Genomic DNA, 25565 nt, shown 5'->3' on the forward strand with positions numbered 1-25565 from the left:
GGGAGTTCGGGGGCGCGGGGGCCCGCTCAGTTCTCCCGGTACGCGACCAGTGAGGCCACGGCGGTGAGTTCCCGGCGCCACTCGGGCGGGAGGTCGGCGCCCGTGAGGGCGGCGCGGGCGCGTTCCACGAGGTGGTCGATCCGGGCCTCCACGCGCGCGTGCACGGCGCCGCCGGACAGGCGCTCGTGCAGCAGCTCCACCTCGCCCCGCTCGACCAGCTCCCGGACCCGCGCGTCGGACCGCGTCGCCAGGGCGAGCAGCAGCGTCGTCTTGCCGCGCCCGAAGTCCTGCCGGACCGGCTTGCCGCTCACCGTCCCGTCGCCGAACGCGTCGATCAGGTCGTCCCGCAGCTGGAACGCCTCGCCCAGCGCCTCCCCGTACGCCTCGAAGACCGGGGTGAGATCGGTGCGGCCGGCCAGCAGCGCCCCCAGCGTCAGGGGGCGCTGGACGGTGTACCGGCCCGACTTCAGCACGGCGATGTGCCGGGCGAGTCCGGCGTCCGGGGTCAGCTCCGCCGCGGCCGTCACGTCCATGGCCTGGCCCGCGATCAGCTCGCCCTTGAGCGCGAACCACTCCTCTCCGACGGCCCGGGACGCGCCGGCCATCAGGTGGTCGGCGTACGCCCACGCGAGGTCCCCGGCGAGGACCGCCACCGACTCCCCGTACCGCCGGGACTCGCCGAACCACCCCCGGTCCCGGTGGAGTCCGGCGTGCCGCGCGTGCACCGTGGGCCGGGCGCGGCGGCGGTCCGCGTCGTCCATCACGTCGTCGTGGATGAGCGCCGAGACGTGCAGCAGCTCCAGCGCCATCGCCGCCCGGACGGGGGCGTGCGCGGGACTGCCCCCGGCCGCGAGGTAGCCGGAGAGGAGGAAGCGCGGCCGCAGCCGCTTGCCGCCCGCCCCGACCAGCTCGGACACCGCGAGGGCGGGCTCGGACCCGCGGCCGTCCTCCCGCGCCCAGCGGAACGATTCGCGCGCGAGGAAGGTCCTCAGCCCGTCCTCCACCTCCTCCATCAGCGCCCGCAGCTCCGCCCCGGGGGCGGTGTCCGTCAGGGTCCCGCCGCCCGGCCAGTCGCCCTGCCGTTCGCTCTCACGGGTGCTCGTGCCGCCGCCGGTCATGGGCGCCGCGCTTCCACGCGCATGCGGGACTCCCGGGGGCGCAGGGTCGAGCCGGCCACCGGGCGGGGCGGGCGGCCCGTGACGGACCGCATCCGCCAGCGGCCCATGAGGGAGGCGAGGATCAGCGTGATCTCGGCGTAGGCGAGGGACTCGCCGATGCACTTGCGCACCCCGGCGCCGAACGGCAGATAGGCGTGGCGCGGGACGGCCGCCGCCCGCTCGGGGAGCCAGCGGTCCGGGTCGAACCGGTGCGGGTCGGCGAAGACCGTGGGGTCGCGGTGGAGGGCGTACGGGCTGAAGAACACGTCCGCGCCCTCGGGGATCCGCCAGCCGCCGAGGTCGACCTCGCAGGTGGCGCGCCGGGTGAGGATCCAGCCGGTCGGGAACATCCGCAGCAGCTCCTGCACCACCCGTCCGAGGTACGGCAGCCGGGGCAGGTCCTCGTAACCCACCGGACGGCCCTCCAGCACCTCCTGGAGCTCGGCGTGCACCCGGCGTTCGACGTCCGGCCGGGCGGCGAGGACCTGGAAGGCCCACAGGAGGAGGGTGGCCGAGGTCTCGGTGCCCGCCACCATCATCGAGCGGATCTCGTCGTGGATCTGCTCGGTGGTCATGCCCTCGCCGGTCTCCTCGTCCCGCGCCAGCATGAGCATCGACAGCAGGTCGCCCTGGTCGAGATCGCCGGACCGGTAGTCGGCGATGATGGCGTCGACCACCTCGTACAGGCTCCGCAGCGCCTCCGCCTCGCGCCGGTTGACCGGCAGTGGGAGCTTGTGGACGAACTCGACCGGGAGGAACGCCCGCCGCCCCACGCCCGCCACCAGCGCGGGCAGACAGCGCCGGATCTCGGCGGCGGCGCCGGCGGTGAGCGAGGAGAACAGGGTCCTGGACAGCACGTCCATGGTCATGTCGTTGAGCGCCGGGCCGAGCTCCAGCACCTGGCCGTCGCGCCAGGTCGTGGAGACCGCGTCGGCGGCGTCGAGCGCGGCACGCGCGTACAGGCCCATCCGGGCGTGGTGGAAGGCCGGCTGGGAGAGGCGGCGCTGCCTAAGGTGGAACTCTCCGTTGGAGGCGGCGAGTCCGTTCCCGAGGAGCTTCGTCGCCTGCTCGAAGAGCGGCCCGCCCTTCTCGAACTTGCTCTGGTGGGTGATGAGCAGTTCCTTCATCAGCTCCCCGGTGCTCACCATGTAGGCGGGCCGAGGGCCGACCATGAAGCGGACCACCCCGCCGTGGTCGCGCAGCTTCTCCACGAAGTCCAGCGGCCGCAGCGCGAGCCACGGCGCGTGTCCGACCAGCGGGAGGGCGCCGGGCAGGGGACGGGCGGGACGGGAGGGACGGGCGGTGCGGGCGGTACGAGCGGTGCGGGCGGTACCGGCCTGGGGCAGAGCAGGGGGCATGGTCATCGTGCCTGTCCGATCGGGTCCGCCAACAGGAGGGTGTCGCTGGGTATGCGGGTGCTGTGTACGGAGTCGCCGCGCACGGTGTCTATCGACCTCAGGTAGTCGGGCCGCCTGCCCGACGCGCTCGGCTCGGCGTAGCGCCTGGTGGCGAGGGACCAGTCGTAGGTCACCCGTAACTGGCGTGTGAGGGCGGTCAGATGGCGTACGGTCGCGGCCCGCTCGGTCGGGTCGCAGGACAGCCGGTCGCACAGCGCGGGGACCGTAGCGGCGGTGTGCAGGAAGCGGGTGACGAGGCCGTCCACGCGGTGCCGGATCTCCTCGATCACCTCGGCGCGCGGGCGGCGCGTCCCGTGCGCCAGGACGAGGACGAGGTTGTGGGTGTCCCCACGGGCCTCCTCGTGCTCGATCGAGTGGACGTCGTTGCAGTGCGCGATGATGTCGATCTGGAGCTCGGCGAGCTCCCGCACGGCCGGGTCGGCCAGGACCCGTCCGGGCACCTCGTAGCGGCCCGCGCGCTCGACCGCGTCGAGGTAGACGTACATCGCCATCGTCTCCCGGCGCAGGGCCAGGTAGCCGGCCAGGCCAGGCACGGTCCCGGCGCGGCGGGCGTCGGCCTCGGCGAGGAAGGACCGCAGGAAGCGGCCCCAGTTGTGGCCGGCGCGCGCCCGCCACGCCGGGGACATGGGCTCCCGCATCCGGGCCCACAGGTCGGCGGTGGCGCGGGCGAGGGCTTCGACACCGGCGGGGGGAGTGGTCATCGGACCGGTGTCCGTGGTGAGCGCGGTGACCGCGGCGGCGGCGAACTCCGGGTCGTCCCCGGCCGGTCCGTCGAAGAAGTCGTCGCAGACGGCGGTCCAGGTGATGAGGTCGGTCATCACGTCCAGATCGGCCCCGTCGGCCTCGGGGGCGAAGCCCGCGGCGACGTCGGCGAGGCGCATGGCCAGGAAGTACCCGGTGGCCGCCTCGGTCGGCGGGATCAGGCCCTGCGCGGTGGCCCAGGCCACGCCGCGCCGCCGGGCCCGCTCGTGCGCCTCGGGCCGTACCTCGACGGCGGGGAAGGGCAGGTGGAAGTCCACGTCGATCGGCATCGGTCAGACGGTTCCGGTCGAGAAGGGGAGCGGTGCGACGTCGCGTATCACAGAGGTTCTCCCAGGAATCGTGGTGAGGTCGAGGGGGAGCGAGGGCGGTGCGCCGGGCGGCTACGGCACCGTGACGGCGGCACGCGTCAGTGCGGTGTACGCCTCGGAGAGCTTCGACGTGACGCCGCCGACCTCGTAGGAACGGTCGTCGACGGCACGCACCGGCTGCACCTCGTACGCCGTACCCGTGAGGAAGACCTCCTCGGCGCGGTGCAGTTCCTCGGGCTGGATGTGCCGCTCGTGGACGGCGATCCCCAGGTCCGCGGCGAGGGACAGGACCGTCTGCCGCGTGATGCCGTCGAGGAAGGTGTCCGGCGTCGGCGTGTGCAGGGCCCCGTCGATCACCAGGAAGAGGTTGGCGCCGGTGGCCTCCGCCAGGTGGCCGCGGAAGTCGAGCAGCAGGGCGTCGTCGTAGCCGGCCTCCTCCGCCTCGTCGCGGGCGAGGGTGCAGATGTTGTACAGCGACGCCGCCTTCGCCCGTACCGGCGCGGTGTCGGGGGACGGACGCCGCCAGCGGGACGTACGCAGCCGGATGCCGCGGCTGCGCGCGTCGCCGGAGAAGACGTGCGGCCACTCCCACGCGGCGATCGCGACGTGGACGGACGTCCCCGCCCCGGACACGCTGATCTGCTCGCTGCCCCGCCAGGCCACGGGCCTGACGTAGCCGTCGACGATGTCCTCGTGCCGGATGATCTCCCGCATGGCCGCGTCCAGCTCGGCGGCGCCGAACGGGACGCGGAAGTTCAGCTCCCGTGCCGAGGCGTGGAGCCGCTCGAAGTGCTCGGCGGGCTTGAAGGCCCGGCCGCCGTACACGCGGATGCCCTCGAAGATCCCGCCGCCGTAGTGCAGCCCGTGGGACAGGACGTGCAGGCTCGCGTCGCGCCACGGCACGAACGCCCCGTCCAGCCAGATCACGCCGTCACGGTCGTCGAACGCGGTGGTGGTCATGCCTGCCCCTCGTTGTCGTTGTCGTTGTCGTGGTTCTGGCTCTGGTCGGTGTAGTCGGCGTACTCGATGTGGATGGACCCCTCCAGGAACCGGTGGAACTCCTCGGTCTCGGCGGTGTTCGCGTGCCGGGACAGCACGAACGCCGGGTAGCCGGTGAAGTCGGGGTAGGGCCGTACGACGTCCCCGGGGAAGAGCATCTGCACGACGTGGTCGACCCTGGGGTCGCGGCGCAGTTCGTCCAGGCCGGAGATCGAGACGATCCGTCCGTACCCGCCGCAGGGGACGATGTAGTTGGCCGCGGCGCCGACCGGCTCGGGCTGCGGGCCGGAGGCAGGGGAGATGGCGGCGACCCCGGACGGGGCCCCGGCCGGAACCCCGTCCGCAACCCCCGCGGCGATCCGCAGAGCCTCCGCCGCGAAGTCGATCCCGGTCACCCCGGAGACGATGTAGTGGGACACCCCCGAACCCCCGATCCGGGCCCCCATCTCCAGCAGGTAGGGCGTCACGCCGCCGCGCAGCCGCAGTTCCGTGTGGGTGGGCCCGTCCGTGATGCCGAGGGCCTGGTGCGCGGCGGTCACTTCACGCCGGATGTCGTCCTGGACCGCCTCGGGCAGGGTGGCCGGCGCGCGGTAGACGCCCTCCTCGAAGTGCGGGCCCTGGGGGTCGCCCTTGTAGCCGATGGTGAGGATCCGTACGTCACCGCCCTGGGCGAGGGACTCGACGGCGAACTCGGGGCCGTCCAGGTACTCCTCGACCACCAGCCCCTCCACCCGCCCGAGCTTGCTCGCGCTGGTCCGCCACACCTCGTCCACGACGCTCTTCAGGGTCTCCGGGGAGTCCGCCTTCGTGACGCCGAGGCTGGAGAAGCCGTGCGCCGGCTTCACCACGACGGGGAAGGCCAGCCGCGCCGCCTTCTCCCAGTCGGCCGGTTCGTCCAGCCGGACGAAGCCGGGCACGTTGAGGCCCGCCGCGGCCAGCCGCTCCCGCATGACGCGCTTGTCCTGCGCGCCGAGCGCCACGTCCCGCCCGATGCCGGGCAGCCCCAGCAGCTCGGCGGCCTCGGCGACGAACGGCACGGCGGGGTCGTAGAGGGTGGCGAGGCCCTGGAAGGCGCTCTCCTCGTACCGGCGCCGCAGGGCGTCCAGCGCGCCGGCCCGGTCGGCCTCGATGTCCAGCCGCAGGACCTCCACCACGGCGGGCGGCAGCCGGTCCTCGTCCACCTCCTCGTCGGGACGGGGAACGAGGACGAGGTCGATCCCGGCCCGCTCCGCGCTCTCGAAGACCCAGGGGAGCGAGATGCGCTGGTAGACCAGCACGAGGGTGGGGTGGGGACTGTCCGTCGTCATCACAAGGTCCTTTGCCGTCACGATGTCGTTCCTCGCCGGGAGTGAGCCCCGGCTCCTTCCTCTTCGTCGGAGTGCGCCTCGGCCTCCGTGGACCTGGTCTCGGCCCCGGTACGGGCCTTCGTCCCGGTACCAGCCTTCGCCCCGCCGATGGTCAGCCACACCCCACCCGCGCACAGCGTCAGCAGCAGCAGTACGAGGGGTCCCGGCGCGTCCTCCCGGCCCAGGGCCCATTCGCCGAGCCGCACGAGGAACGGCACGACGAGCGCCAGGGCGGAGGTGTACAGCGGGCCCTTGCGCAGGATGAGTTCGTGGGAGATGAGGAAGACCGGGGCGGTGAGGACGACGCCGAGGGCCGCGATGCCGCCCCAGTCGGCGAGGGTGACGCCGCCGAGCGGGACGAACAGGGCGACCGTCAGCCCGAGCATCAGGGTCCCCGCCCCGGTGATCGCGGGCAGGGACGCGACGGGCGCCAGATCCGCCATGCGCCGCCGGTAGACGTAGCCGTAGACCGCGTACGTGAAGGTGCCGCCGAGCGCCAGCAGACCCCCGCTGACCAGGGCGCCTCCGCCGGCCCCCGAGCTCGCGCCACCGCCGGCCGAGGCGTCGGCCAGCGCGTAGCCGAGGGCCGCGACCACGGCCAGCACCGTGCCCAGGACCTTGCGCCGCGAGGAGGGCTCGCGGAACGCGACGGCGCCGATGACGAAGGTGAGGCAGGGCAGCAGGGAGACGATCAGACCGACCCGGGAGGCCCCGATGAAACCGGTCCCGAGCAGGGTTCCGGAGTAGTACGCGAAGAAGCCGAGGAAGGCCAGCAGTACGACGCTCCCGCCGCGCGCGGTCGCGGCCCGGGCCTCGGACCGCAGCCGCGGGTGCAGCAGGGCGACGACGGTGATGGCCGCGAAACTGGCCGCCGTCCGCCCCGCCGCCACCAGCAGCGGCGGGGCGCCGTCGACCAGGTGGCCGGCGAGCACCCACCCGGCCGCCAGCAGCACGACCATCAGCGCCGAGAGGATGGGCACGGCGAGGCGCCCGCCCCGCCGGGCCCGTGGGGGTGTGTCCGTCACCATTCCGCGCGCTCGAACTCCAACGCCGGCATCCGGTCCAGCCCCTGCTTGGCCCGCAGCAGCACCCGCTGGTCCTCGGTGAAGGAGTACCGCTGCCGCGCGGTACGGGGGGCGGGGGTGGCCGTGCCAGTGGGCTGGGGTGCGGCCTCGGGCGCGGCCTCGGGGGCAGGCAGATACCGGCGTACGAGTTCCCTGGCGGCGGTGCGGTACTCGTCGTCGGTCGTGACCTCGGCCTCCAGCTTCTCGACCGTGGTGACGAAGTCGCGCAGCGCGCCGAGGGCCTTGGCCCGGTCGAAGAGGAGCAGGGCGCCGTCGGCGGGGGAGCCGGCCAGCGCACCGTGCTCGCGCAGCCAGGAGTAGAGGAAGACCCCGGTGCCCGAGTCGAAGTTGCGGGTGGCGTCGTCGGCCTGCGGGTAGCGGAAGACGCGCTCCAGCAGGATCATGTCGATCTGCTCGGCGGCGAAGGGGACGACGTCGCTGTCCGCGCAGGCCAGCACGGTCTTGGCGTCGACCTTGATCTCCTCCAGCAGCCCGACGAACCAGTTCATCTTCAGCGAGATGTGCTCGTCGAACGGCCAGAGCCCCTGGTAGTGCATCGAGTCGTGCAGGTAGCCCCAGATGGCGCGGGCCTCGAAGCAGACGTCGGCGTCCAGGCCCGTGGACGCCCGGGGGAGGGACTCCGGCGTCAGGACGGCCTGCGCTCCGGAGAGCGCGTACGTCTCGTGGATCTTCCGCATCTTGTTGTAGAAGAACATGGCGTAGGGCTGCTCGGTGATCTTGTCGTGAGCGGCCACGTTCTCCGGGAAGAACACCAGGCAGTTGCCCTGCCGGAACCCCGCGCTGCCGGTGATCAGGACGAGCGACTGGCAGTTGTTCTTGGGGTGCGGATGGTGCACGGCGAGTTCCGGCAGCGCGGCGGGCTCCTTGCGCAGGGCGAAGAAGCAGTCCAGCCGCTTGCCGACGGGCGGCGCGCTGTTGGTGCTCTGGAGCGGTGCGAGGAAGAAGACGGCCGCGCCGTCCTCGGGCACCCGCAGGGCGTCCCGCGAGCGGGCGAAGTGCGGCCGCGTGTCCAGACCGGCCGCGAGCCACCCGTCGACGTCGGCCGCCAGCGCGGCCGCCTGCTCGTCCCACCCGCGGCGCCCGTACCAGGCACACGCCTCGTCCCGGATCAGACCGAGCAGGACGCGGTCCGCCTCGGTCGCGCCGGGAACGGTCCCGTCGTCCGCCTGCCGCTCCCGGAAGCGGTCGACCTTAGGTATGAGGGACCCGGCGAGCTCGTCGGCATCGGCGAGCAGCCCGGCGGGAACAGGGGCAGTAGCAACAGGGGCGGAGGCGGCAGGGGCGGAGGCAACAGGGGAGGCGGCGGTCACAGCGCGGCTCCCGCCGGGACCAGCCGCTCGCTGTCGATGTCGGCCCCCAGCACCTGGTGGACGGTGAACACCATGGGCACGGCGCCGAAGTCCCGCACCACCCGCAGCCCGTGCTTCTCAGCGGCGACGATGGTGGTGATGCACCCCTCGACGCGCCCCTCGGCGCAGTCGATGGCCGCCTGCGAGTTGCTCAGCACCTCCCGGATCTCCGTACCGGCGGGCACGAGCCTCGTCGGCGCCGGATGCGAGGCGACCGTAGCGGGCCGCGCGGCCCCCGTGCTGGCGAGCACCATGTTGTGCGTGGGCATGACGAAGCTGTCGACCATGTGCAGCCGGTGCAGATTGCTGAACACCAGCGTGTGCAGCGCCGGATACACCGCGCACGCCACCAGCGCGTGCTGCCCGTCCTCCGGTACGGCATCCAGCGCCGACTCGATGGACGAGTGCAACTCCACCGTCCCCCGCACCCCACTCCGCCGCAGCCACTCGTGCGAAGCGGCCTCCAGATTGGTGCCGTGCGGCCCGAGCGTATGCAGATGCCGGATGCGATCCGACCCATTCTCAGCGTTCACCATGGACTCCCCGTAACAAACAGAAAATAAACGACCGGATCACGTCTCTCCCGGATGCCGTGTGCAGGCAACCACGCTTCCCAAGGATGATCAAGACCCCAAAAACCCGATCTCGGATACCGAGATCACCAGCCAATACACCCCCATTAGGAACTTCACCCCATACAAGACGCCCCACTACCCAATGCCACCCACAACTGCCCCGCACAACAACAGAGTTGGCACGTCAGACCCCCTGCCGGTCACCCCGCCGACCAACCTGACGAACTAACCCAATGTGACGTGACTTCAAGACATTCATGCGCTTACGCCATTGCAGGACTTGACGAACTCCGCACCCCCACTTCCCCCCACGGAATACCCAAACCAGAACTGTCTGAATTCCCCCTTGCGCAGTTTCCGCCCCCACCCTGTCCGGCGGTCGTCGCCACCCGCCCCCGGGAACGCAGAAGACCCTCCCGAAGGAGGGTCTTCCGTCGTGCGCCCCCGTCGGGACTCGAACCTGCTCAAGGTTGCCGCCGATCGGACCAATCCCGTTGACACGGACTGATTGCTTGATCGTTTCGTCCCGTGACCGACTTCGGGCCGCTACCCAAAGATCATTTCGGCCGGGTCGGGCCCGTCCACATGCCTGACCGGAAGGCCGCCCGCAGGCGGCCAAGTCCCCTGCGGCACCCCACAGTCCAGCTGACGAAGGAGACGCACCCCGATGCGTTCGAACAAGCGGTCAGGCCGCGCCACCGCCCTCATGACCACCGCCCTCGTGGTGATCGCGCTGGCGCAGACTCCGGCGCACTCGGTACCCGGCCCCGCCGGCTCGATCAAGAACGTCGCCACCGGCTACGTCCTGGAGATCGCACCCGGATCCTCCGGGAACCGGGTGAACGTCACCCTGTGGAAGGACTCGACCAACGACTCCAGCAACCTCAAGTGGACCTACGACCCGGATACCCAGCACATCAAGAACGTCGCCACCGGCTACATCCTGGAACACGCCCCGGGCGAGACCGCCAACTCCGTCAAGCTCACCGCCTGGCACGACTCCGCCAACACCACGGCGACCAACCTGAAGTGGACGTTCGACCCGGCGACCAAGCAGATCAAGAACGTCGGTACCGGCTACGTCCTGGAGAACCGCGCCGCGGACACCACGAGCAACCGCGTCGACGCCACGCTGTGGAAGGACGCCACCAACACCTCCACCTACCTCAAGTGGGACACGCCGATCTTCAAGTCGAACTGGACCGGCAACGAACGCCGTCTGACCCTGCGGCTCGCCTCGTACCCCAACGACGTCGCCGCCATCAAGAACGCGTCGAAGGACCAGGACGCGTCGGCCGAGCTCGCCGCATGGAACGGCAGCGCATCCCAGCAGTGGGAAGCCCGGCCCGTCAGCGACGGCTACTACCAGCTCGTATCCGTCAACAGCGGGCTGTGCGCCGACGTTGTCGGCGGCGGCACCGCCGACAACACCCGTGTCGCGCAGTGGCCCTGCACGGCGGGTCTGAACCGCCAGCTGTGGAAGTTCGTACCGACCGACATCGGCTACCAGATCGTCGTCAAGTCCAGCGACAAGTGCCTCAACGTCCAGGGCGGCGCCCGGGTCGGCAACGCCCTCGTCCAGTACGAGTGCAAGGCCGGCGGCGCCAGGAACGACGTGTGGCTCCCCGTCTGGGAACCCGCCGCGGCCTGACCCCCCACCGACAGGCAGTCCGAGCAGGACAGTCCGATCCAGGACTCCGGGCTGGGGCAGGGCGGCTGGGGCATGACACCACCCGCCCTGCCCCAGCCGCCGACCGAGGCGGCTAGCCAGCAGAACTGCCCCCCCGAAGCCGAGCGTCTCCTCCTAGGAATCGGCCATCAGGAGCAGCCGTCGGCGGGCCGCCGCGCCGCCCGGCATCCGGTGCAGTCGGTACGAGCCGGGCTTGCGTGCCTCGCCGGCCAGCTGGTCGTGGATGCTCTTGCAGGCGATCTCCTTGAACCTGGCGCCCATCCGGCCGCCGACGTGGAAGCCCGTCGCCGTGTCCGAGCGGTCGGCGAGCTGGAACAGGCCGGCGCCGCGCCCGAGGCTGACGCACTGGGCGTAGAACCCCTGGTGGAGGGTGTCCGGCCGTTCGCCCGCGAGGTGGCTGAGCACGGTGTCCGCGGCCCGCACGCCCTGCGGCATCGCCGACTGGCAGCTCATCCGCAGCGGCAGGCCGGACGGCGCCGCCGAGTCCCCGGCCGCGACGACGCGTTCGTCGTCGACGCTGGTGAGCGTCTCGTCCGTACGCAGCCGGCCCAGGGCGTCGGTGCTCAGCCCGCTCCGGGCCGCGAGGTCCGGGACGCCGAAGCCGGCGGTCCAGATCGTCACCCGGCTCGGCAGCTCCCGGCCGTCCGCGAGCCGTACGGTGTCCCGGGTCACCTCCGCCACCCGCGTACCGGCGCCGTCGACGACCGCCACGCCGAGCTCCGCCAGCCGTCCGGCCACCGAGCGGCGAGCCCGGGTGTGGAGGTACGGCCCGAGTACGCCGCCGCAGACCAAGGTCACCGCCCGGCCGGTCTCCGCCAGTTCGGCGGCGGTCTCGATCCCCGTCGGCCCGGCGCCGACCACCGTCACCGGTGCCGTGGCGGGTGCGGCGTCAAGGATCGGGCGCAGCCGCTCGGCCTCCTCCAGGGTGGCGATCGGATGGGCGAACTCGGCCGCTCCCGGCACGGTCGGGTCGGCACTGCCGCTGCCCACGGCGTAGACGAGGTGGTCGTACGCGAGCGTGCCGCCGCCGGCCAGGGCGACCTCGCGGCCGGGCACATCGATCCTGGTCGCGGTGCCGATCAGAAGTCGTACGCCGTCGGCCAGAACGTCCGCGTAGGCGGCGGTCGCGTCGTCGGATCCGCCCACCAACTGGTGCAGGCGGACCCGGTGGACGAAAGACGGGCGGGGATTGACGAGCGTCACGTCCACGTCGGTGCGGCTCCTGAGCCGGTTCGCCGCCATCACGCCCGCGTACCCCCCGCCGATCACGACCACGTGCGGGTTGTCGTTCATGCTGCCTCCTCGTCTCCGGTTGTCCGGTCCCAAGACACCGGACCGCCCGCGGCTGTGACAGCGGGTCGGGGCGGCGCGCGAAGAACCGACATTCGCGCCGCAGGTCGATCACCCGATCCTGGCCGTGGAGGGGCTGGTCCCCGGAGCGGTGCCGAGCTGCTTGGGAGGTGCGTCGTGGGGCATGGCGTGAGAAAGCCGTGGTGGGCCGGCGGGCTCTTCCTGGCCGTGACGGTGCTAGCCGCCGGGCTTGTCTGGTTCAAGCCCTGGGCTCTGTGGCTGGACGAAACGGTGACCGAGGAACTGCCCTCCGCGGGAGCGACGCTTCTGCCCACGGTCGCACAGGGCACCTTCACCAGCCACGAGCACGCGACGACCGGCACCGCGAGGATCGTCCGCTTAGCGGACGGCAGCCACACGCTCCGCCTCGAAGGACTCGACACCAGCAATGGGCCCGACCTGCGAGCGTGGCTGAGCGACGCACCGGTCAAGGAAGGCGTCGCCGGCTGGCGTGTCTTCGACGACGGGAAGTACCTCAACCTCGCCAAACTGAAGGGCAACAAGGGCGACCAGAACTACCCCCTGCCGACCGAACTGAACTGGTCCACGTACACCAGCGTCAGCATCTGGTGCGACCGCTTCAACGTCTCCTTCGGCGCAGCCCACCTCCAGCGACCGTGACGCCTCCACCCTCGTCGCCACCGGCGCAGGCGTCTCGGGCGCCGAGCTCGCCCCCCGTTCATCGCCCCCGCCCAGCAAAAAGACCCCTCCCGAAGGAGGGGCCTCGCTGTGCGCCCCCGGCAGGACTCGAACCTGCGGCCAAGTGCTTAGAAGGCACTTGGTGGATGGGGGGGTGGGGTGGCGCTGACCTGCGTGAACGTACCCAGCAGCTGACCGGTCCCGAAAACTTCGGGCGTTTTCGGGACGGCCGGGCGGTCTTGCGGTTGCCTCACCAGTGGGTCAAGTCGTAGATGCCGGCGGGGGCGTAAGCGTCCCGAGAGGAGGTGCGGTTGCTGTCGAGTTCGTCGGGGACGAGTGAGGGCAGTGCGGCCATGAGAGCGGTGTTGCCGGCGCGCACGTGCCCGTTGTCGTCATGGAGGGAGACGTCGAGTCCGAGACGATCGGTGGCGCCTGGCGGGGTGACGTACAGGCGAGCGGTGGTGTCATCCCGTAGCAGGAAGCCGTCCAGTCGTAGACGGCTGCCCTCCTCCGGGACCTCTGGGGCTTGAAGCATGGAGACCGCGGCGTGGAGGGCGTCCCCGAGCTCGAACGTGACGTGGTCGAGGGCGTCGAGCATGTGCCGGCGGGCATCGGCGAGCGGGACGCCCGCGGGGTCGGTGCTGTCGGGCACGGGAGGACGGACGAGAACCTGTCGGAAGGCTGCGACGAGGTGGGGCCAGGAGATGTTGTTGCCCTGCGGGTGGACCAGAGGCACGTCGTATGCCAAGGAGCCCTCCAGCCGGTGGCCGTCCCAGAGCACGACACGAGTGATGCCTCGATGTTCCGGCGGCATCAGGACACCGCGGACGAGCCGGGCGCCGGTGGTGTCCGAGAGCGGCGATGACGTGAAGCGGAGCAGCTGCCACACCAGGATGCGGTGCAGGTCCGCCAGTCCCTCGTCGTCCCACTCCGGTGACAGCTCCCCGGTCATGCCTGGGAGAAGTGCTTCCAGGCCAGTTCGTTGCTTCCGATGCGGGTCGGTACGGCGTGGCCCCACCGGTCCTTGCTGTTGAACTCCACGGTGGCCCAGCCCGGGGCCGTCAGGGCGCCTTCGGCTCTGTCGGTACGAGGCGTCGCCACACGCGCCGCGGTGGGCCTCCCCTGGCTGCTGAGCATCTCCTCGTACTGCTCGTTCGACATCACGGTCAACTCCTCCGGCCCGTCCATGGCTTGTGCGGGGGTAGCGCCGACGAAGAGGGCTGTGGCGATGGCGAGTGCGCTGAGGCGAAGCAAGGTCAACCTCCGGTAGGACGTGATTTAAGACGATCTGCCGACTCCCTACAGTAACTACTCGTCACTGAGAGTCCTTGGAGCTTCGAGGGAGCCTCTTTGTCCCGGGGGCTGTGGCGTACCCCGGGCCACATGGCTGGGCGAATGGGTCGGGTGGATACCTGAGCAGCCATGCGGGCGGTGGAGAGTCTGGCGAGCGGCTGGCTCGTCCGCTCGGAGGAGACGGGCGTCAATGGGGTGGTTTTGCTCAGCCAGTGGCGCTGCCCTTCCTCGGCTCTCGGCTTTTTCAAGGCGCTTGGTGTGCTCTGAGGGGCAGGGGGTGTGACCTGCGTCTTTGGCGGCACTCGCAGGTTCCGCGCTCGAACTTCCGGAGTTCGGGCGTGGTTCGCCAGCTGTGTCGCACGCGACTCGGTGAAGGTAGGGGTTCCGACGCCGGAGCGCGCGCAAGTACGGGGGCGTGTTCGAGAGTCCTTACGGTGCGAGAGAGTGCCCGCCCTGTGTGACGCAAGCCACTATCTGATCGAGGGAAATGTTTGCCGCTATGAGCTTGTCCCGGGCCTGTAGGTGACAACGTCATCGCTAACCACTAGGAGCACGTATGGCCCTCCTCTACTACGCGGACCTCGACGACGGGCTCTGTGACGCCTCGACGCTCGATGGACTGGAAGCCGAGCTGTCGGAGTGGGTGTTCGGCCTCTTGGGCAACGCGAGGCTCCTAGCTCGGTCCACCCGACCGATCGAGCCCTTCGAGATGACCTCCGGCGAGCGGGGGGCGGAAGCGATCGCTCTCAAGGTGATCCGGCTCATCGCACACGCCCAGGAACAGCTGCTGACAAGAAACGCCTACCTCCGCTACCTGTGCTCCGACTGCCCGCGGGACGGCCGTGGCTCATGTCGCCGAGACCGAAAGCCCTCACCGCCGAAAGAAAACGCGCTTGGTTCCTGCCGTGAGATCCGGTTCGCGGGTCTCCGCGTACGCTCGACGGCCTTGCTTCCGACCGCCTCGGCGGTCGTCGAACGGATCCGGTCGATGGCCGCAGCGATTCAGGAGTTGCCCGTGCTGGAGGAGGGGTCGGCAGCGCGAGCACGGTTCATCAGCGAGACCTACCAGATGGCGCATCATTGGCGGGCGCGGGAGATGGACGATTCCACTGTGGACGTAGAGGAGCCTGATCCGGCGAAGTTCTACGGCAACGTGGTACTGGCGCTCAGCCAGGCCAGGAACATCGATGAGGAGGGCGAGGATGCTCGGCACTCACCCGTGAACTTCATCGCCGCGGTGCTCAAGGCGTTGGCCGCTCAACGCAAGTGCCCTGATGTGACGGTTGCGCGGGAGGCCGTCGTCGCTGCGCTCGTGGCGCGGAACGCCGCCATTGAGGGAGACACCGAGACAGTGGACGAGTTCGCCAGGTCCTGGCTGGGGATCGGCAGGGCTGACATGTGGCGTGAGGCCGTGGAGATGGCGCTCCTAGGTGACTGGGTCGAAACGCTCGGGGCTCGCCTGAGCGAGGACGCCGAGGTGATGGCCCTGTTGGGGCGCCATGCTCGCGTCGAACACGTGCACCTGCAGCCGATCTGGGAGCGGAAGGCCTGGGGTCACCGACTGCGACTGCTGCAGGATCCGGTGGGGGATGGGCTGACGCTCGGAGACTTTGTCACTGACCGCCGCCTCCCAGAGGACGAAGTTCTAGGGCTGGTAGAGGACGGCCGGCTGTCGTCGGTGCTGCGGGCGCTCAACCCAGAGGAGAGGGTTGTGGCGGAGGCGTACGCCACGAACCGTGTGACGTGGTCCCAGGCTGCTGAGGCGACAGGAGTGGATGATCCGGTGGCGTTCGGCGAGCGAGTGAGACGGAAGTGCAAGCGCCTCGGACGGCGGTGGCAGGAGCGCGCGACGGCTGCTGCGTGTCCACAGCTGCGGTGAGCCTGTGGGCAAGCGCACTACCAGAGTTCCTTGGAAGCTTCTCAGCGGCGCTCATTCTGGGCCTCGGTCGCTGCGTTGGGCAAGCAGTGACACGGTGGCGAGCAGGGCATCGCGACGGAACCCGAACGCACGGAAGGCGGTGATTTGGGAGGACTTGCAGGTAGAACGGTTGCGGCCCCGGACTAGCAAGCCGTGCGTACCTGCACGCACCCGATGAAGGAGCTGCTGCTGAAGCGGCGCAGTCCACAATCGATGTGATGACGCCTCGCAAGTCCTCGACGCCTCTGCAGTGATGTGAGCAGAGCTGGGCGCGGAAGGCTACTTGCGAAGAGGCCGCCGGCAACATCAACGGCCAGAAGAGCTAACGGCCCAGTCTGCCAATGATGGGGTGGGCCCCACGTGGGCCCACCCCTGAGCCGAGACCGCTGCGGAGCACCCGGTATCGGGATTCTCGTTGACGCCACCCTCGCCTGCTCCGGGGCAGGATGTCTTGGAAGCCAGCTCCGGACTCTTCATCCTTCGGCAGTGCCGCACGGCACGCTTTGGCGCGCCTCGCATGGATCTCATACGTGGTAGCCGCCAGTCATTTCCGAGGCCGTGGATGCATCTGATGGGCTGGGCCAGTCCGCAGCCCTTTCCTTCGGAGGGCGGCTACGCAATCTACTCGATATCAACTGAATCATCCGGAGTGCCGACCGGCTTGGCCTCGGCGGAGGCCCGGAGGCGGTCGAACGATGCCAAATTCTCTCGGGCTGCTCCCGCCAGTTCTGAGAGTAGGCCTGAGGTGGCGACAGTGGCATCTAGCAACTCAGCCTCTCGGGTTTCCCGCCAGAGCTCTTCAAGTCTCGGGCCCCCATCATTCATATGTTCCACGTTCACGACTGCGTGGAGGCGCAGGCGCTTACCCTCCAACACCTGTAGGGCCGCCGCCGCGGTCAAGGTGTGCGTTGTGCGCGAGCGGTGGTCCACGACCCACTGGAATCCGTGCTGGTAGTGCACGGTTTCCCCGGGCACGCCGGGCTTCCGCGCGCGTTGGCCGGCAGGAATGGCGGAGATGTCGTTGGGAAGGATCCTCGCTTCAATCTGAGACCACTTCCCTAGTTCCAGCTCGATCTCGGAAGCTCCTTCTGCAAGCAGAGGCAGGATGTCCGAGACGAGTGAGGCCGCCTGTCGACGGTCCACCTTCGCCTTACCTTCTACGCTCTCCAGCGCGAGCAGACGCTCTTCGAGGGAGCCCTCTCGACGGGCAGACCACTCATGAACGGGGGGCTGGTAGGAGTGCTCAGGGAGGCCTGCGAATGGTTCGCAGTAAAGCCTGCGGCCGTGATACACCAACTGCTCCAACACGGCGCCGGGGTAAAGCTCAAGGGCTTCTTCGATGTCTTGAAGGCGCTCGCGCGGAAACTCGGTGCCCAGGATGACGCCGGTGACGGCCTCGCGGATGTCGACCAGGGCGTATTCGGTCGACTGGTTGAGCAAGATGAGCCGGTACTCGGACTCGCTCGCCCAGTCGATGTGTTTGCGGAAGTAGAGCGTGTCCTTGTTCGTGGTGGCGTAGGACAGCGCTACAGCGTCTGCTCCGAATTCCTCGACCTGCTCGAAGCTGATTCCCTCAGTGACCGAAGGTCCGTTCTGTCCGCTCAAGTACCGAACTGCTCCGTGGAACGCAGAAGAAGCGGCCCTTCGGTGCTTAAGGAAGGACTCAACGAGCTTTTCCCGATCGAACCGGAGGCATGCGCCGGCGTACATCTCTCCGTAGTGGGCCCATAGGGACAAGTGAGCCCACCCTCGAAGTGCGTCGCGGTTGGTGATGTTGTCGTCATCCAAGACGACGTCTTGTGTGAGGCAGCCGATCTTTGTGTGCATCCGCAGCTGTCGATCGATCTCGTTCCAGAGCGCGAACGAGACATCGACGTCATCTGGCATCGGGCCGATGAGGTGGGGGTGCTGCGGCTTCGTCTCCCATAGGTCGTTGGTCTCGCTGTACGGCGCGAGGCGAAGGGTGTGGTTGCGCAGGATGACGGCGGCCGTATCCGCCTTGGTGTAGTGGAACAGCTGGTTGGTGACGATCCGCGGTGCCTGCGACATCTCGTACTCGCCGACGAGCTCGAATGCCTCTGCTGCAGACATGTCATCGCTCATGGTCGCTCCTGCTCCTTCTGTCTGCGATCCGATCGGGCCACCTGCCGGATTTGCAGTCGGAGTCACAGCATAGCGTCATTATCGTCTATCTGACGAGAATCGTCATGGGGTACTCAACACCATCGAGCCCAGCAGCGGAGCGCTCCTCCTGGCCGACTCCGCCACCTGTGCTTTGGCCCGGCGAGGCGCGCTAGCGTCCCGTACAAGTCCGATTTCGGAAGGGGCGAACGCCGGATGGTGTGCGGGAGCGGGGCTGACGGGGACGGACGGCTGGGGTTGATCCTGGATTTCGCCGGGGTGCTAACCGCCAGCCCCATCGAGGTCCACCGGGCCTGGTGCGTGTCGGAGGGGTTGGAGCCCGGGGCCTGGCGGGCGACGCTCAACGATCACCCCGAGGGCCGGCGGCTGTACGCGGCGCTGGAGATCGGGGAGATCGGGCAGGCCGAGTGGAACGAGGGCACGGCCGCGCTGCTGGGTGAGCACCTGGACCCCGTGAACCTGATGGGGCGGGCCTGGGTCGACGTTCCTCCGGCGCGTCGGATGATCGCGCTCGCCCGGGCCGCGCGGGCCGCCGGCCACCGGCTCGCGCTGCTGTCCAACAGCTTCGGGCTCGATCCGTTCAACCCGTACGAGCACGTGGGCATCTGGGACCTCTTCGACGTGCACGTCGTGTCCGAGCTGGAGGGACTGGCGAAGCCGGACCCAGCGATCTACCGGCTCGCACTGGAGAGGATCGGGCTGCCTGCCGAGCGGTGCGTGTTCGTGGACGATCACGAGGCGAACCTGCCACCGGCGGCCGAGCTGGGCATCACGACCGTCCACGTGACCGGCGAGGACACGGCTGTGGCCGAGTTGGAAGCTCACTTCGGCGTCACCGCGGTCCTCGCCTCGTGAGCCCAGCTGAGGGCTTGAGCCGGGACTCCGGCTCGCGGATCAGAGCGGGCGGTACGCGGCGAACTGCCAGGGGGTTCTCGCGGCGGTCACGAAGGCAGTGGGGCCCTCTGGGAGGTGGGTGAGGACGCCCAGAAGGAGGGTGTGGGAGACGGCCAGGAGGGGGCCGTGGCGGCCGGCGGTGTGGTGGAGGAAGGCGGCGCAGTGGCGGGCGCGGGTGTGGAGGTCGGTGAGGCTTTCTCCGTCTTCGCAGCGTAGGGAGGGGTTGGCGAGGCGACGGGCTCGCCAGGCGCGGTAGGCCGGCGGGTAGGTCTCGGCGGTGCGGCCGAGGACGATGCTCGGGGCACGCCATTCGGCCAGGAGGCCGGAGGTGGCCACGATGGGCAGGCCCGTGAGGTGCGAGACGAGGGTGGCGGTCTGGCGGGCGCGGGGGATGGGGCTGGTGACGATCGCGGTGATGCCCTCGGGGAGGGGTAGGGAGCGGCGTACCTGGTCGCGGCCCTCCTGAGTGAGGGTGGCCTCGTGCGGGGCGTGGTAGCCGGGGCGGTGGCCTTCGTAGGCGCCGTGGCGCATGAGCCAGATGTCAGCCAAGGATCCAGCCTCCGTCGACGCGCAGGGTCTGGCCGGTGATGAAGCCGGCGTCGTCGGTAGCGAGGAAGGCGACGGCGGCGGCGACGTCGTTCGGGCGGCCTCGGCGCTGGACGCACTGGCGGGCGAGCTGGCGGACGGTCATCGCCTCCGGGTCGTCGACGACGGTGTCCTCGGCGGGTACGCGGATGGAACCGGGGGCGACGCAGTTCGCGGTGATGCCGGCGGGGCCGAGTTCGCGGGCGAGGGCACGGGTGAGTCCTTCGAGGCCCGCCTTGGCGCTGATGTAGCCGGAGAGGTCGTGGCGGCCCGCCGTGGCCAGGACGGATCCGATGGTGATGATCCGGCCCCAGCCGGCGGCCTTCATGGCGGGGGTCAGCTCATGTGCGAGGAGGTAGTGGCTGGTCAGGTTGGTGGCCAGGGCCTCGTTCCAGTGGGCCGGCGTGGTCTCCGGCCACGGTCGGCGGGGATAGGCGCCGGCGTTGCTGACCAGGATGTCGATCGGGCCGAGTGCGTCGCCGGCCTGGTGGCAGAGCGTCTGTACGGCCTCGGTGTCGCGGAGGTCGGCTGCCAGGGAGATTGCGGTGCCGCCGCTGTCGGTGATGTGGGTGGCAAGCTGGGTCGCGGCCTGGTCGTCGCTGAAGTGGGCGAGGGCGACGGTGGCGCCGTCGGCGGCGAGGCGGCGGGCGATGGCCGAGCCGAGGCCGCCGGTGGCTCCGGTGATGAGGGCGGTGCGGCCGTTCAGGGGGCCGGGCATGGCGACTCCAGCGGGCAGAAGTAGGTGGTGGGGTCGAACGTGGGGCTCATCGCCTCGGCGAGCCGGGCGAGCAGGACGAGCCGGTCCTCGGGGGCCAGGTCGGCCAGGTTGTAGACGCCGAGGATGCGCATGGCCAGGTAGGGGCGGAGCAGGTTGGCCAGGTCCGACCCTGGCCAGAGGCGGTCCGCGACCGGCCGTACGAGCTGGGTCCAGTACGCGGTCACCGCGGCTTGCCGGGGAGCCGAGAGGTGCGGGGTGTAGTCGATGTGGATGGTGCTGGTGGTGTGGTCGATGTCCGCTCGTCGGAGCTCGGGGGTGTTGGCCGGGACGTGGGCGAAGGTGGCGGGGTGGTCGGCGAAGGCGGTCGGGTTGTACGTGGGCACGAGCCAGCCGCCGAGGGCGGAGGCGTACCAGAGGAAGTTGGCGAACTCCCCGGGGACGCTGTTCATCCCGGCGGTGTCGTAGTCAAACCACGCGAGCGGGTGGGCGAGGTTGACGTCGGTGGGGTCGCCCTGGGTGAGGGCCGCCCAGACCGGCTCCGCGGAGGCGAAGTGGGCGCGGAGCCAGCGGAGGGTCGCGGCCCAGTCCAGGTGGTGCCGGCGGCCGTTGATGTTCAGGGCGTAGGTGTCGAGGCGGGAGACCGGGACGTCGATGAGGCCGCCGGCGAACAGGAAGTCCCTACCGGCGTAGTACGTGTCAAGGCGGCCGCCGGGCGCCGCGCGGTCCCAGTACAGCTTACGGACGACGTGCGTCGGCTCGGCCGGCCATGCTGTCGTGAGAATGACCTCGCGGTACGCCGCCGTGAGCTGGTCCATGTAGCTGCGGAGATCACTGCTCGGTTCGTCCGCGTTGAGGAGGTCGAGCAGGAGTCCCTGGTCGGTGCCGCCGGGGAGGCGTTCGTACGTGAGCAGGTGCCCGCCCGGCACGCGCAGGTGGGCGTGGAGGGCAGGGACGCGGTAGTGCCGGGACAGGCGGGCGTGGCCGCGGATCTCCTCGCGGGCCTCGGCCGGGTCGCGGGTGTACTTCAGGAGCAGCGGGCGGCCGAGGAGGTCGACGGGGCGGAGCAGGTTGCGGGTGAAGCGCCGTACCGGACCCAGCCGGAGGAGAGGCTGGAAGGTCATGGTCTCACCCCGTTGAGTAGTTCGAGGCCGACCTGGGCCAGCGCGGCGGGCGGGAAGGCGTCCATGTGGATGTTCGTGTCCGGGGCGATGGCGTCGCGGACGGGACAGAGGTCGCCCTGGTGCATGCGGTCGGACAGGGCGGTGGCGACGGCGTGGTGGTGCGGCAGGCCGGTGCGCCATTTGCTGTGGCTGTGGCGGGAGTACAGGCCGATGACGGGCGGGGAGCTTCCGTCCCGGCGGCGGGCCATCGCGGCGAGGTGGGTGAGGCCGGTGTCGTTGCCGACGATGAGGTGGCAGTGCGGGAAGAGGTCGGCGAGGCCGTCGGCCGGCATGCCGTCGATGCGGAGGGCCTGTACGTGGCGACGGGGAGCTTTTGCGGCGATGCGGAGGCCGTCGCCCGGGTTGCCGCCGATGAGCAGCAGCCGGGCCTGGGCCTGCTGGGCCTCCGCGATGTGCTCGACGAGTTCGATGTAGCGCTGGGCGGTGTAGTCCTTGCGCTCCGGCCAGCTGGTGGCGGTGATGGCGGCGACGGTCAGGCCGCCCAGCCAGCCCACCGAGCGCAGTTCCTCCACGAGGTTGTTCGGACCGGTCGCGAGGGTGGGAGCGAAGGGGGCCGTGTCGGGCAGGCGGATGCCGAGGCGGCGCTCCAGGGCCAGGTAGTGGCGGGTGGGCAGGTCCGGGTGGGCGCGGCCGTCGCTCGACCAGCACGGCGGGGCCGCCGGGTCGAGCACCAGGCTCACCACCGCCTCCGAGCCGTGCGCCTCGATTCCCGCGCGGTCGCCGATCACGGCCCGCCAGCCGCTGGGCGGGGTGGGCTGGGGCTTGGTGATCAGCCCGGTGCGGGCGATCAGCCCCGCGTACGGACCCACCGCCCGGACGGCCACGCGAACCGACCGCAGCCGCAGCCAGTCGAGGACCGCGCGGACTCCCGAAAGCGCGAGGAGGGTGTCGCCGAGCTTCCCCTCGAAGGCCACCACGACCTCGCCGCACCCGCTCAGGCGGTGGACGAGCTCGGCGGAGGCGGCCAGCGGGAGCGGTGCGCCGATGGGAACGCTGTCGCGGTCGTACCCGAGCGGGGTGGTGTGCACGGCCCCGGCGGGGATGACCAGGGAGCCGTGGTGGAACCGGACCCCCGCCGGGGCGACCGCTGTCACGCCGCGCCCTCGATCGTGGTGAGGGAGACGAGCGGCAGACCGAGGTCGGTGAGCAGGTCGCGGGCTCCGCGAGTGGTGTCCTCCACCAGGCAGACTGCCGCCAGCGGAACGGCGCCGGCCTCGTGGAGGCGGCGGGTGAGGTCGGCCAGGGTCCGGCCGGTGGTGATCTCGTCGTCCACGATGACGATCCGCTGGCCGGGGGCGATGCCGTAGGCGAAGACGTCGGTGCGCATCGCGTGGGGCTCGCTGAAGCGGACCGCGCCGTCGAGCGGGAGGTGCAGCTTCCAGGCGATCTTGTACGGGAGGTGGGCGGCACCGGCGAGGGAGACGGTCGGCAGGATGCCGCCGGCGTCCAGGCCGAGGAGGAAGTCCACGGAATCGAGTCCGTCCGGCACCTGCTTCTGGAGCAGATGCCAGAGGTCGGCTCCGGTGTGGGCGAGGGTGTCGGGGTGGACCGGGTCCTCCAGGCCGTCCAGGGAGTGGATGACGCGCTCGCGGCGGCTTGTGGCCCCGACGCTGAGGCGTTCGACGATCCGGGCGGAGAAGGACGGCACGGCGATGGTTTCGGGCATGGCGAAGCTCCTGTCGGAGGAGAAGGAGGAAGAGCGGAAGGTTGTTCAGGCGGCGAGCTGGGCGGCGTACCAGGCGAGGAACTGGTCGACAGCCGCGCAGACGGGCTTGAGCACGAGCTCGGCCTCGCCGTCGCGCCAGGCGCTGGCGATCTCGGCCAGGGAGGGCACCGCGAGGGCGGGAAGGCCCGGCATGCGGGAGGCCGCAGCGAGGATCCGGTCGGGGCCGGACTCGCACTGGTTGTGTTCGCGCAGGAGGAGGCGGCAGGCGAGCACGAGGTGCTTGTAGAGCTGCCGCAGAGCCGTTGGTCCTGCATGGGCGCGCAGTCGGCGCATGGTCAGGATGACCTGGGGGAGTTCCCGGACGGCGGCGAACGCCAGATCGTCCCGGCTGATCGTCGGAAGTTCGAGGTCGGGTGCGGCGTGGAGGACGGGGCTGCCCTGCTGGAGCTGGTGGAGGACGAACGCGAGGCGCGGGGTGAGGCGCCGGGCGGTCAGTTCGCCGGGGGTGACGAGGGTGGGGCCGAGGGAGGCCGCACCGCCCAGGGCGGTCCCGTACTGCTCCAGGGCCTCGTGCACCTGGCCGATGGTCTCGTGCTCGGCGATTACGAGGAGGTCCAGGTCGGACCAGCCGGCGATCCAACTGCCCTCGCCGGGGCTGCCGGTCAGGGCGGCGAGCCGCACGCCGGGGCCGTGTGCCCGTACCGCGTCGGTGAAGTCGGCCGTCGCCGAGGCGATGGCGGCCGGCAGTCCCAGCCCGTACGGGGTGGCCACGCGCAGCGCCGTGGCGGCGGGCGGGGCGGCGATGTGCCGGAGGCGGGCGCGGAGGGCGGCGATGCTGCCGGTGTTGTCGATGACGTGGTCGGCGAGTGCGGCGACCTGGTGGGCGCCACGGCTCATCTTGATCTCGTCCTTCGCGGCGACGGCATGGGCCGGCGTCCCGGACCGCTCGACGCGCACGGCGAAGGAGGCGTCCAGATAGACGATCTGGAGTGTGTCACCCATGAGCCGCTTCAGCTCGGCGATCGAGGCGTCGTCGTGGACGGACTCGATGGTGAACAGCCGCGTGTCGACGTGGGCGTCCGCGAAGCGGTTCAGCTCGCTGAGCAGCAGTTCTGCCTGCCGACGGGCCGAGAGCGCGTATGGGTCCGCGAGGCCCTCCCGGTGAGCCGCCTGCCGCAACAGGAAGCCGATCTTGAGGCGCTGGGCACCGCACGTACGCTGGACGAACTCGGCGCTGGTGCTCTTGCCGCACTCGCTCAGCCCACCGAAGGCGAGGACCCGGCGCAGGTGCCGGCTCGGCTTGATCTCCGCGGGGGCGGCGTCGTCCCGGCCGTACAGCTTGAACCGGGCCGGTACGGGAAGCCGGCGGCGGCCGGCGACGACGTCGGAGACCAGCGCGTCGAGGGCGGCGCACAGCTCCTCCCGCTGGCCATGGAGGGCAGGGACTCGCCGGCGGGCCAGCTCGTCCCGGGCCGCCGCGCGCTCGCTGTGCCAGATCCGCAGCGTCAGCACCGACAGACGGTCGACGACGGAGGCGAGCGTCTCGGTGTGCAGCGGCGAGTCGGCGCGGCCCGCGTCCGCCAGCGAGCCGAGGACCTCGTCGGCCCGCTCGGCCAGCGCGTTGCGTTCGGCGTTGAGCTGGTCGATCTCTCGCTTGCAGTCCGCGACCTGGGCGGCGGAGAGCAGGGCGCCGCGCACCCGGTCCTCGGTGTCCCACAGGCGTCCGTTGACGGTGTGGAGCCGGGTGACGGTGTCGTCAAGGCGGTGCAGGTCCTTGTCCTGGAGCGTGGCTATGGCGCGGGCGAGGCCGGGCGGCAGGACCAGGGGCGGGGAGTTCTGGGTCATCGGGGACTCCCATCAGTGAGTGGGCTGAGGCCAAGGCGATCGACTACGTCGCTGTGTACGTCGTCCAGGGAGCGGTCCTCGCAGTCCACGACCGCGGTGTACGCGCCGTGCTCTGCCTGGTGGAGCAGGACCGCGTGCAGCGTCCTCTGGTAGGCCGGGTAGATCCCGGTCCACGGGCGGCCCTCGCGGGCGCTGGTGATGGCGTAGCTGCGCTCGGCATCCAGGGACGGGAGCAGGAGGATCGAGACCTCCGGTGCTGTGGCTCGCGAACCGGCGATGCCCGTCACGGTCTTGAACGCCTCGCCGACCGTCAGCCCGTCCTTGACCACGCAGGTCGCGGTGGCCACGGCGAGGAGCATGGACAGGCCCCGGTCGAGCAGCCCTGTACGCCCGGCCTCGCGGGCGGCGGCCCGCTTGGCGTGCCCGGCGAGCAGCATCTCGGTCAGCTCGACCGTCGTGGACGTCTCGAACCACCACCGGGCGTAGTCGCCGGCCGCCGCCCGCGCCCACGGCTCGGGGTCGTGCTCGTGGACCGCGCCTAGCGGCTGGAAGCCGTCCCACCGCTCGGCCAGCCGTACCAGGTGGGTCGTCTTGCCCACGTTGTCAGGACCGTTGAGGCTGACGAAGTCCGGGACCTGCGCCATC

23 protein-coding genes are annotated in these 25565 nt (G+C 70.6%); 4 read left to right on the forward strand and 19 right to left on the reverse strand.

From position 1 onward, the window contains the following. Window positions 1–26 precede the first annotated feature (26 nt). The 8 genes from ACFXMG_RS06010 to ACFXMG_RS06045 all read right to left on the reverse strand — a co-directional run bounded on the left by ACFXMG_RS06010 (window position 27) and on the right by ACFXMG_RS06045 (window position 8957). Window positions 27–1118 (reverse strand): polyprenyl synthetase family protein, encoded by a 1092-nt coding sequence (locus tag ACFXMG_RS06010; RefSeq protein WP_383818674.1) that lies wholly within the window; start codon window positions 1116–1118, stop codon window positions 27–29. Further along, a complete protein-coding gene (locus ACFXMG_RS06015) occupies window positions 1115–2515 on the reverse strand; it encodes a cytochrome P450 (RefSeq protein WP_383818675.1) in 1401 nt (466 codons plus the stop codon). Before ACFXMG_RS06015 ends, ACFXMG_RS06010 begins: the two co-directional genes overlap by 4 nt. Before the next feature lie 2 nt (window positions 2516–2517). Beyond that, window positions 2518–3606, reverse strand: coding sequence for a hypothetical protein (locus tag ACFXMG_RS06020; RefSeq protein WP_383818676.1), 1089 nt, complete (start codon window positions 3604–3606; stop codon window positions 2518–2520). A gap of 111 nt (window positions 3607–3717) precedes the next feature. Next, complete coding sequence (locus tag ACFXMG_RS06025) at window positions 3718–4605, reverse strand: branched-chain amino acid aminotransferase (RefSeq protein ID WP_383818677.1); 888 nt, start codon at window positions 4603–4605, stop codon at window positions 3718–3720. After that, on the reverse strand, window positions 4602–5951 hold the full coding sequence (locus ACFXMG_RS06030; RefSeq protein ID WP_383818679.1) for an ATP-grasp domain-containing protein: 1350 nt from the start codon (window positions 5949–5951) through the stop codon (window positions 4602–4604). The genes ACFXMG_RS06025 and ACFXMG_RS06030 overlap by 4 nt, the downstream gene beginning before the upstream one ends. A 17-nt stretch (window positions 5952–5968) precedes the next feature. Next, a complete protein-coding gene (locus ACFXMG_RS06035) occupies window positions 5969–6970 on the reverse strand; it encodes a DMT family transporter (RefSeq protein ID WP_383818681.1) in 1002 nt (333 codons plus the stop codon). Between the two features lie 41 nt (window positions 6971–7011). Further along, window positions 7012–8385, reverse strand: coding sequence for a DUF6421 family protein (locus tag ACFXMG_RS06040; RefSeq protein WP_383818682.1), 1374 nt, complete (start codon window positions 8383–8385; stop codon window positions 7012–7014). Next, window positions 8382–8957 carry a bacilysin biosynthesis protein BacA gene (locus tag ACFXMG_RS06045; RefSeq protein WP_383818684.1) on the reverse strand — a complete coding sequence of 192 codons (576 nt, stop codon included), beginning with the start codon at window positions 8955–8957 and terminating at the stop codon, window positions 8382–8384. Before ACFXMG_RS06045 ends, ACFXMG_RS06040 begins: the two co-directional genes overlap by 4 nt. A 709-nt stretch (window positions 8958–9666) precedes the next feature. Here ACFXMG_RS06045 and ACFXMG_RS06050 point away from each other — a divergent pair. After that, on the forward strand, window positions 9667–10650 hold the full coding sequence (locus tag ACFXMG_RS06050) for an RICIN domain-containing protein (protein ID WP_383818686.1): 984 nt from the start codon (window positions 9667–9669) through the stop codon (window positions 10648–10650). Window positions 10651–10803: 153 nt separating this feature from the next. Here ACFXMG_RS06050 and ACFXMG_RS06055 read toward each other — a convergent pair whose 3' ends face one another. Then, on the reverse strand, window positions 10804–11982 hold the full coding sequence (locus ACFXMG_RS06055) for an NAD(P)/FAD-dependent oxidoreductase (protein ID WP_383818688.1): 1179 nt from the start codon (window positions 11980–11982) through the stop codon (window positions 10804–10806). Window positions 11983–12168: 186 nt separating this feature from the next. Here ACFXMG_RS06055 and ACFXMG_RS06060 point away from each other — a divergent pair, with 186 nt between their 5' ends. Continuing rightward, complete coding sequence (locus ACFXMG_RS06060) at window positions 12169–12660, forward strand: DM13 domain-containing protein (protein WP_383818690.1); 492 nt, start codon at window positions 12169–12171, stop codon at window positions 12658–12660. 268 nt (window positions 12661–12928) lie between these two features. Here the strand turns inward: ACFXMG_RS06060 and ACFXMG_RS06065 are convergent, their stop codons facing one another. Beyond that, a complete protein-coding gene (locus ACFXMG_RS06065; RefSeq protein ID WP_383818691.1) occupies window positions 12929–13630 on the reverse strand; it encodes a hypothetical protein in 702 nt (233 codons plus the stop codon). Then, entirely contained in the window at window positions 13627–13932 is a 306-nt protein-coding gene (locus tag ACFXMG_RS06070) for a hypothetical protein (protein ID WP_383818693.1), read from the reverse strand. Before ACFXMG_RS06070 ends, ACFXMG_RS06065 begins: the two co-directional genes overlap by 4 nt. Before the next feature lie 595 nt (window positions 13933–14527). On the opposite strand from ACFXMG_RS06070, the gene ACFXMG_RS06075 reads away from it, so the two are divergent. Next, on the forward strand, window positions 14528–15850 hold the full coding sequence (locus ACFXMG_RS06075; RefSeq protein WP_383818695.1) for a hypothetical protein: 1323 nt from the start codon (window positions 14528–14530) through the stop codon (window positions 15848–15850). A 660-nt stretch (window positions 15851–16510) separates the two neighbouring features. Here ACFXMG_RS06075 and ACFXMG_RS06080 read toward each other — a convergent pair. Next, on the reverse strand, window positions 16511–17992 hold the full coding sequence (locus ACFXMG_RS06080; RefSeq protein ID WP_383818696.1) for a DUF2971 domain-containing protein: 1482 nt from the start codon (window positions 17990–17992) through the stop codon (window positions 16511–16513). Window positions 17993–18226: 234 nt separating this feature from the next. Between ACFXMG_RS06080 and ACFXMG_RS06085 the strand changes: the two genes are divergently transcribed. After that, a complete protein-coding gene (locus ACFXMG_RS06085) occupies window positions 18227–18886 on the forward strand; it encodes an HAD-IA family hydrolase (RefSeq protein ID WP_383818697.1) in 660 nt (219 codons plus the stop codon). A 39-nt stretch (window positions 18887–18925) separates the two neighbouring features. On the opposite strand, the gene ACFXMG_RS06090 is transcribed toward ACFXMG_RS06085, so the two are convergent. From ACFXMG_RS06090 to ACFXMG_RS06120, 7 genes are read right to left on the reverse strand one after another with little or no spacing between them, the layout of a single operon-like run. Beyond that, a complete protein-coding gene (locus ACFXMG_RS06090; protein WP_383818699.1) occupies window positions 18926–19474 on the reverse strand; it encodes a histidine phosphatase family protein in 549 nt (182 codons plus the stop codon). After that, complete coding sequence (locus ACFXMG_RS06095; RefSeq protein ID WP_383818701.1) at window positions 19467–20228, reverse strand: SDR family NAD(P)-dependent oxidoreductase; 762 nt, start codon at window positions 20226–20228, stop codon at window positions 19467–19469. Before ACFXMG_RS06095 ends, ACFXMG_RS06090 begins: the two co-directional genes overlap by 8 nt. Next, a complete protein-coding gene (locus ACFXMG_RS06100; protein WP_383818703.1) occupies window positions 20213–21349 on the reverse strand; it encodes a hypothetical protein in 1137 nt (378 codons plus the stop codon). The genes ACFXMG_RS06095 and ACFXMG_RS06100 overlap by 16 nt, the downstream gene beginning before the upstream one ends. Further along, entirely contained in the window at window positions 21346–22503 is a 1158-nt protein-coding gene (locus tag ACFXMG_RS06105) for a glycosyltransferase family 9 protein (RefSeq protein ID WP_200429661.1), read from the reverse strand. Before ACFXMG_RS06105 ends, ACFXMG_RS06100 begins: the two co-directional genes overlap by 4 nt. Next, window positions 22500–23075, reverse strand: coding sequence for a phosphoribosyltransferase domain-containing protein (locus ACFXMG_RS06110; protein ID WP_383818705.1), 576 nt, complete (start codon window positions 23073–23075; stop codon window positions 22500–22502). The genes ACFXMG_RS06105 and ACFXMG_RS06110 overlap by 4 nt, the downstream gene beginning before the upstream one ends. Window positions 23076–23120: 45 nt before the next feature. Beyond that, complete coding sequence (locus ACFXMG_RS06115) at window positions 23121–24920, reverse strand: DUF4254 domain-containing protein (RefSeq protein ID WP_383818707.1); 1800 nt, start codon at window positions 24918–24920, stop codon at window positions 23121–23123. Continuing rightward, a complete protein-coding gene (locus ACFXMG_RS06120) occupies window positions 24917–25564 on the reverse strand; it encodes a hypothetical protein (RefSeq protein ID WP_383818708.1) in 648 nt (215 codons plus the stop codon). The genes ACFXMG_RS06115 and ACFXMG_RS06120 overlap by 4 nt, the downstream gene beginning before the upstream one ends. Window position 25565: the final 1 nt, after the last annotated feature.

It is taken from the genome of Streptomyces sp. NPDC059201 (assembly GCF_042754585.1).
GTDB lineage: Bacteria > Actinomycetota > Actinomycetes > Streptomycetales > Streptomycetaceae > Streptomyces.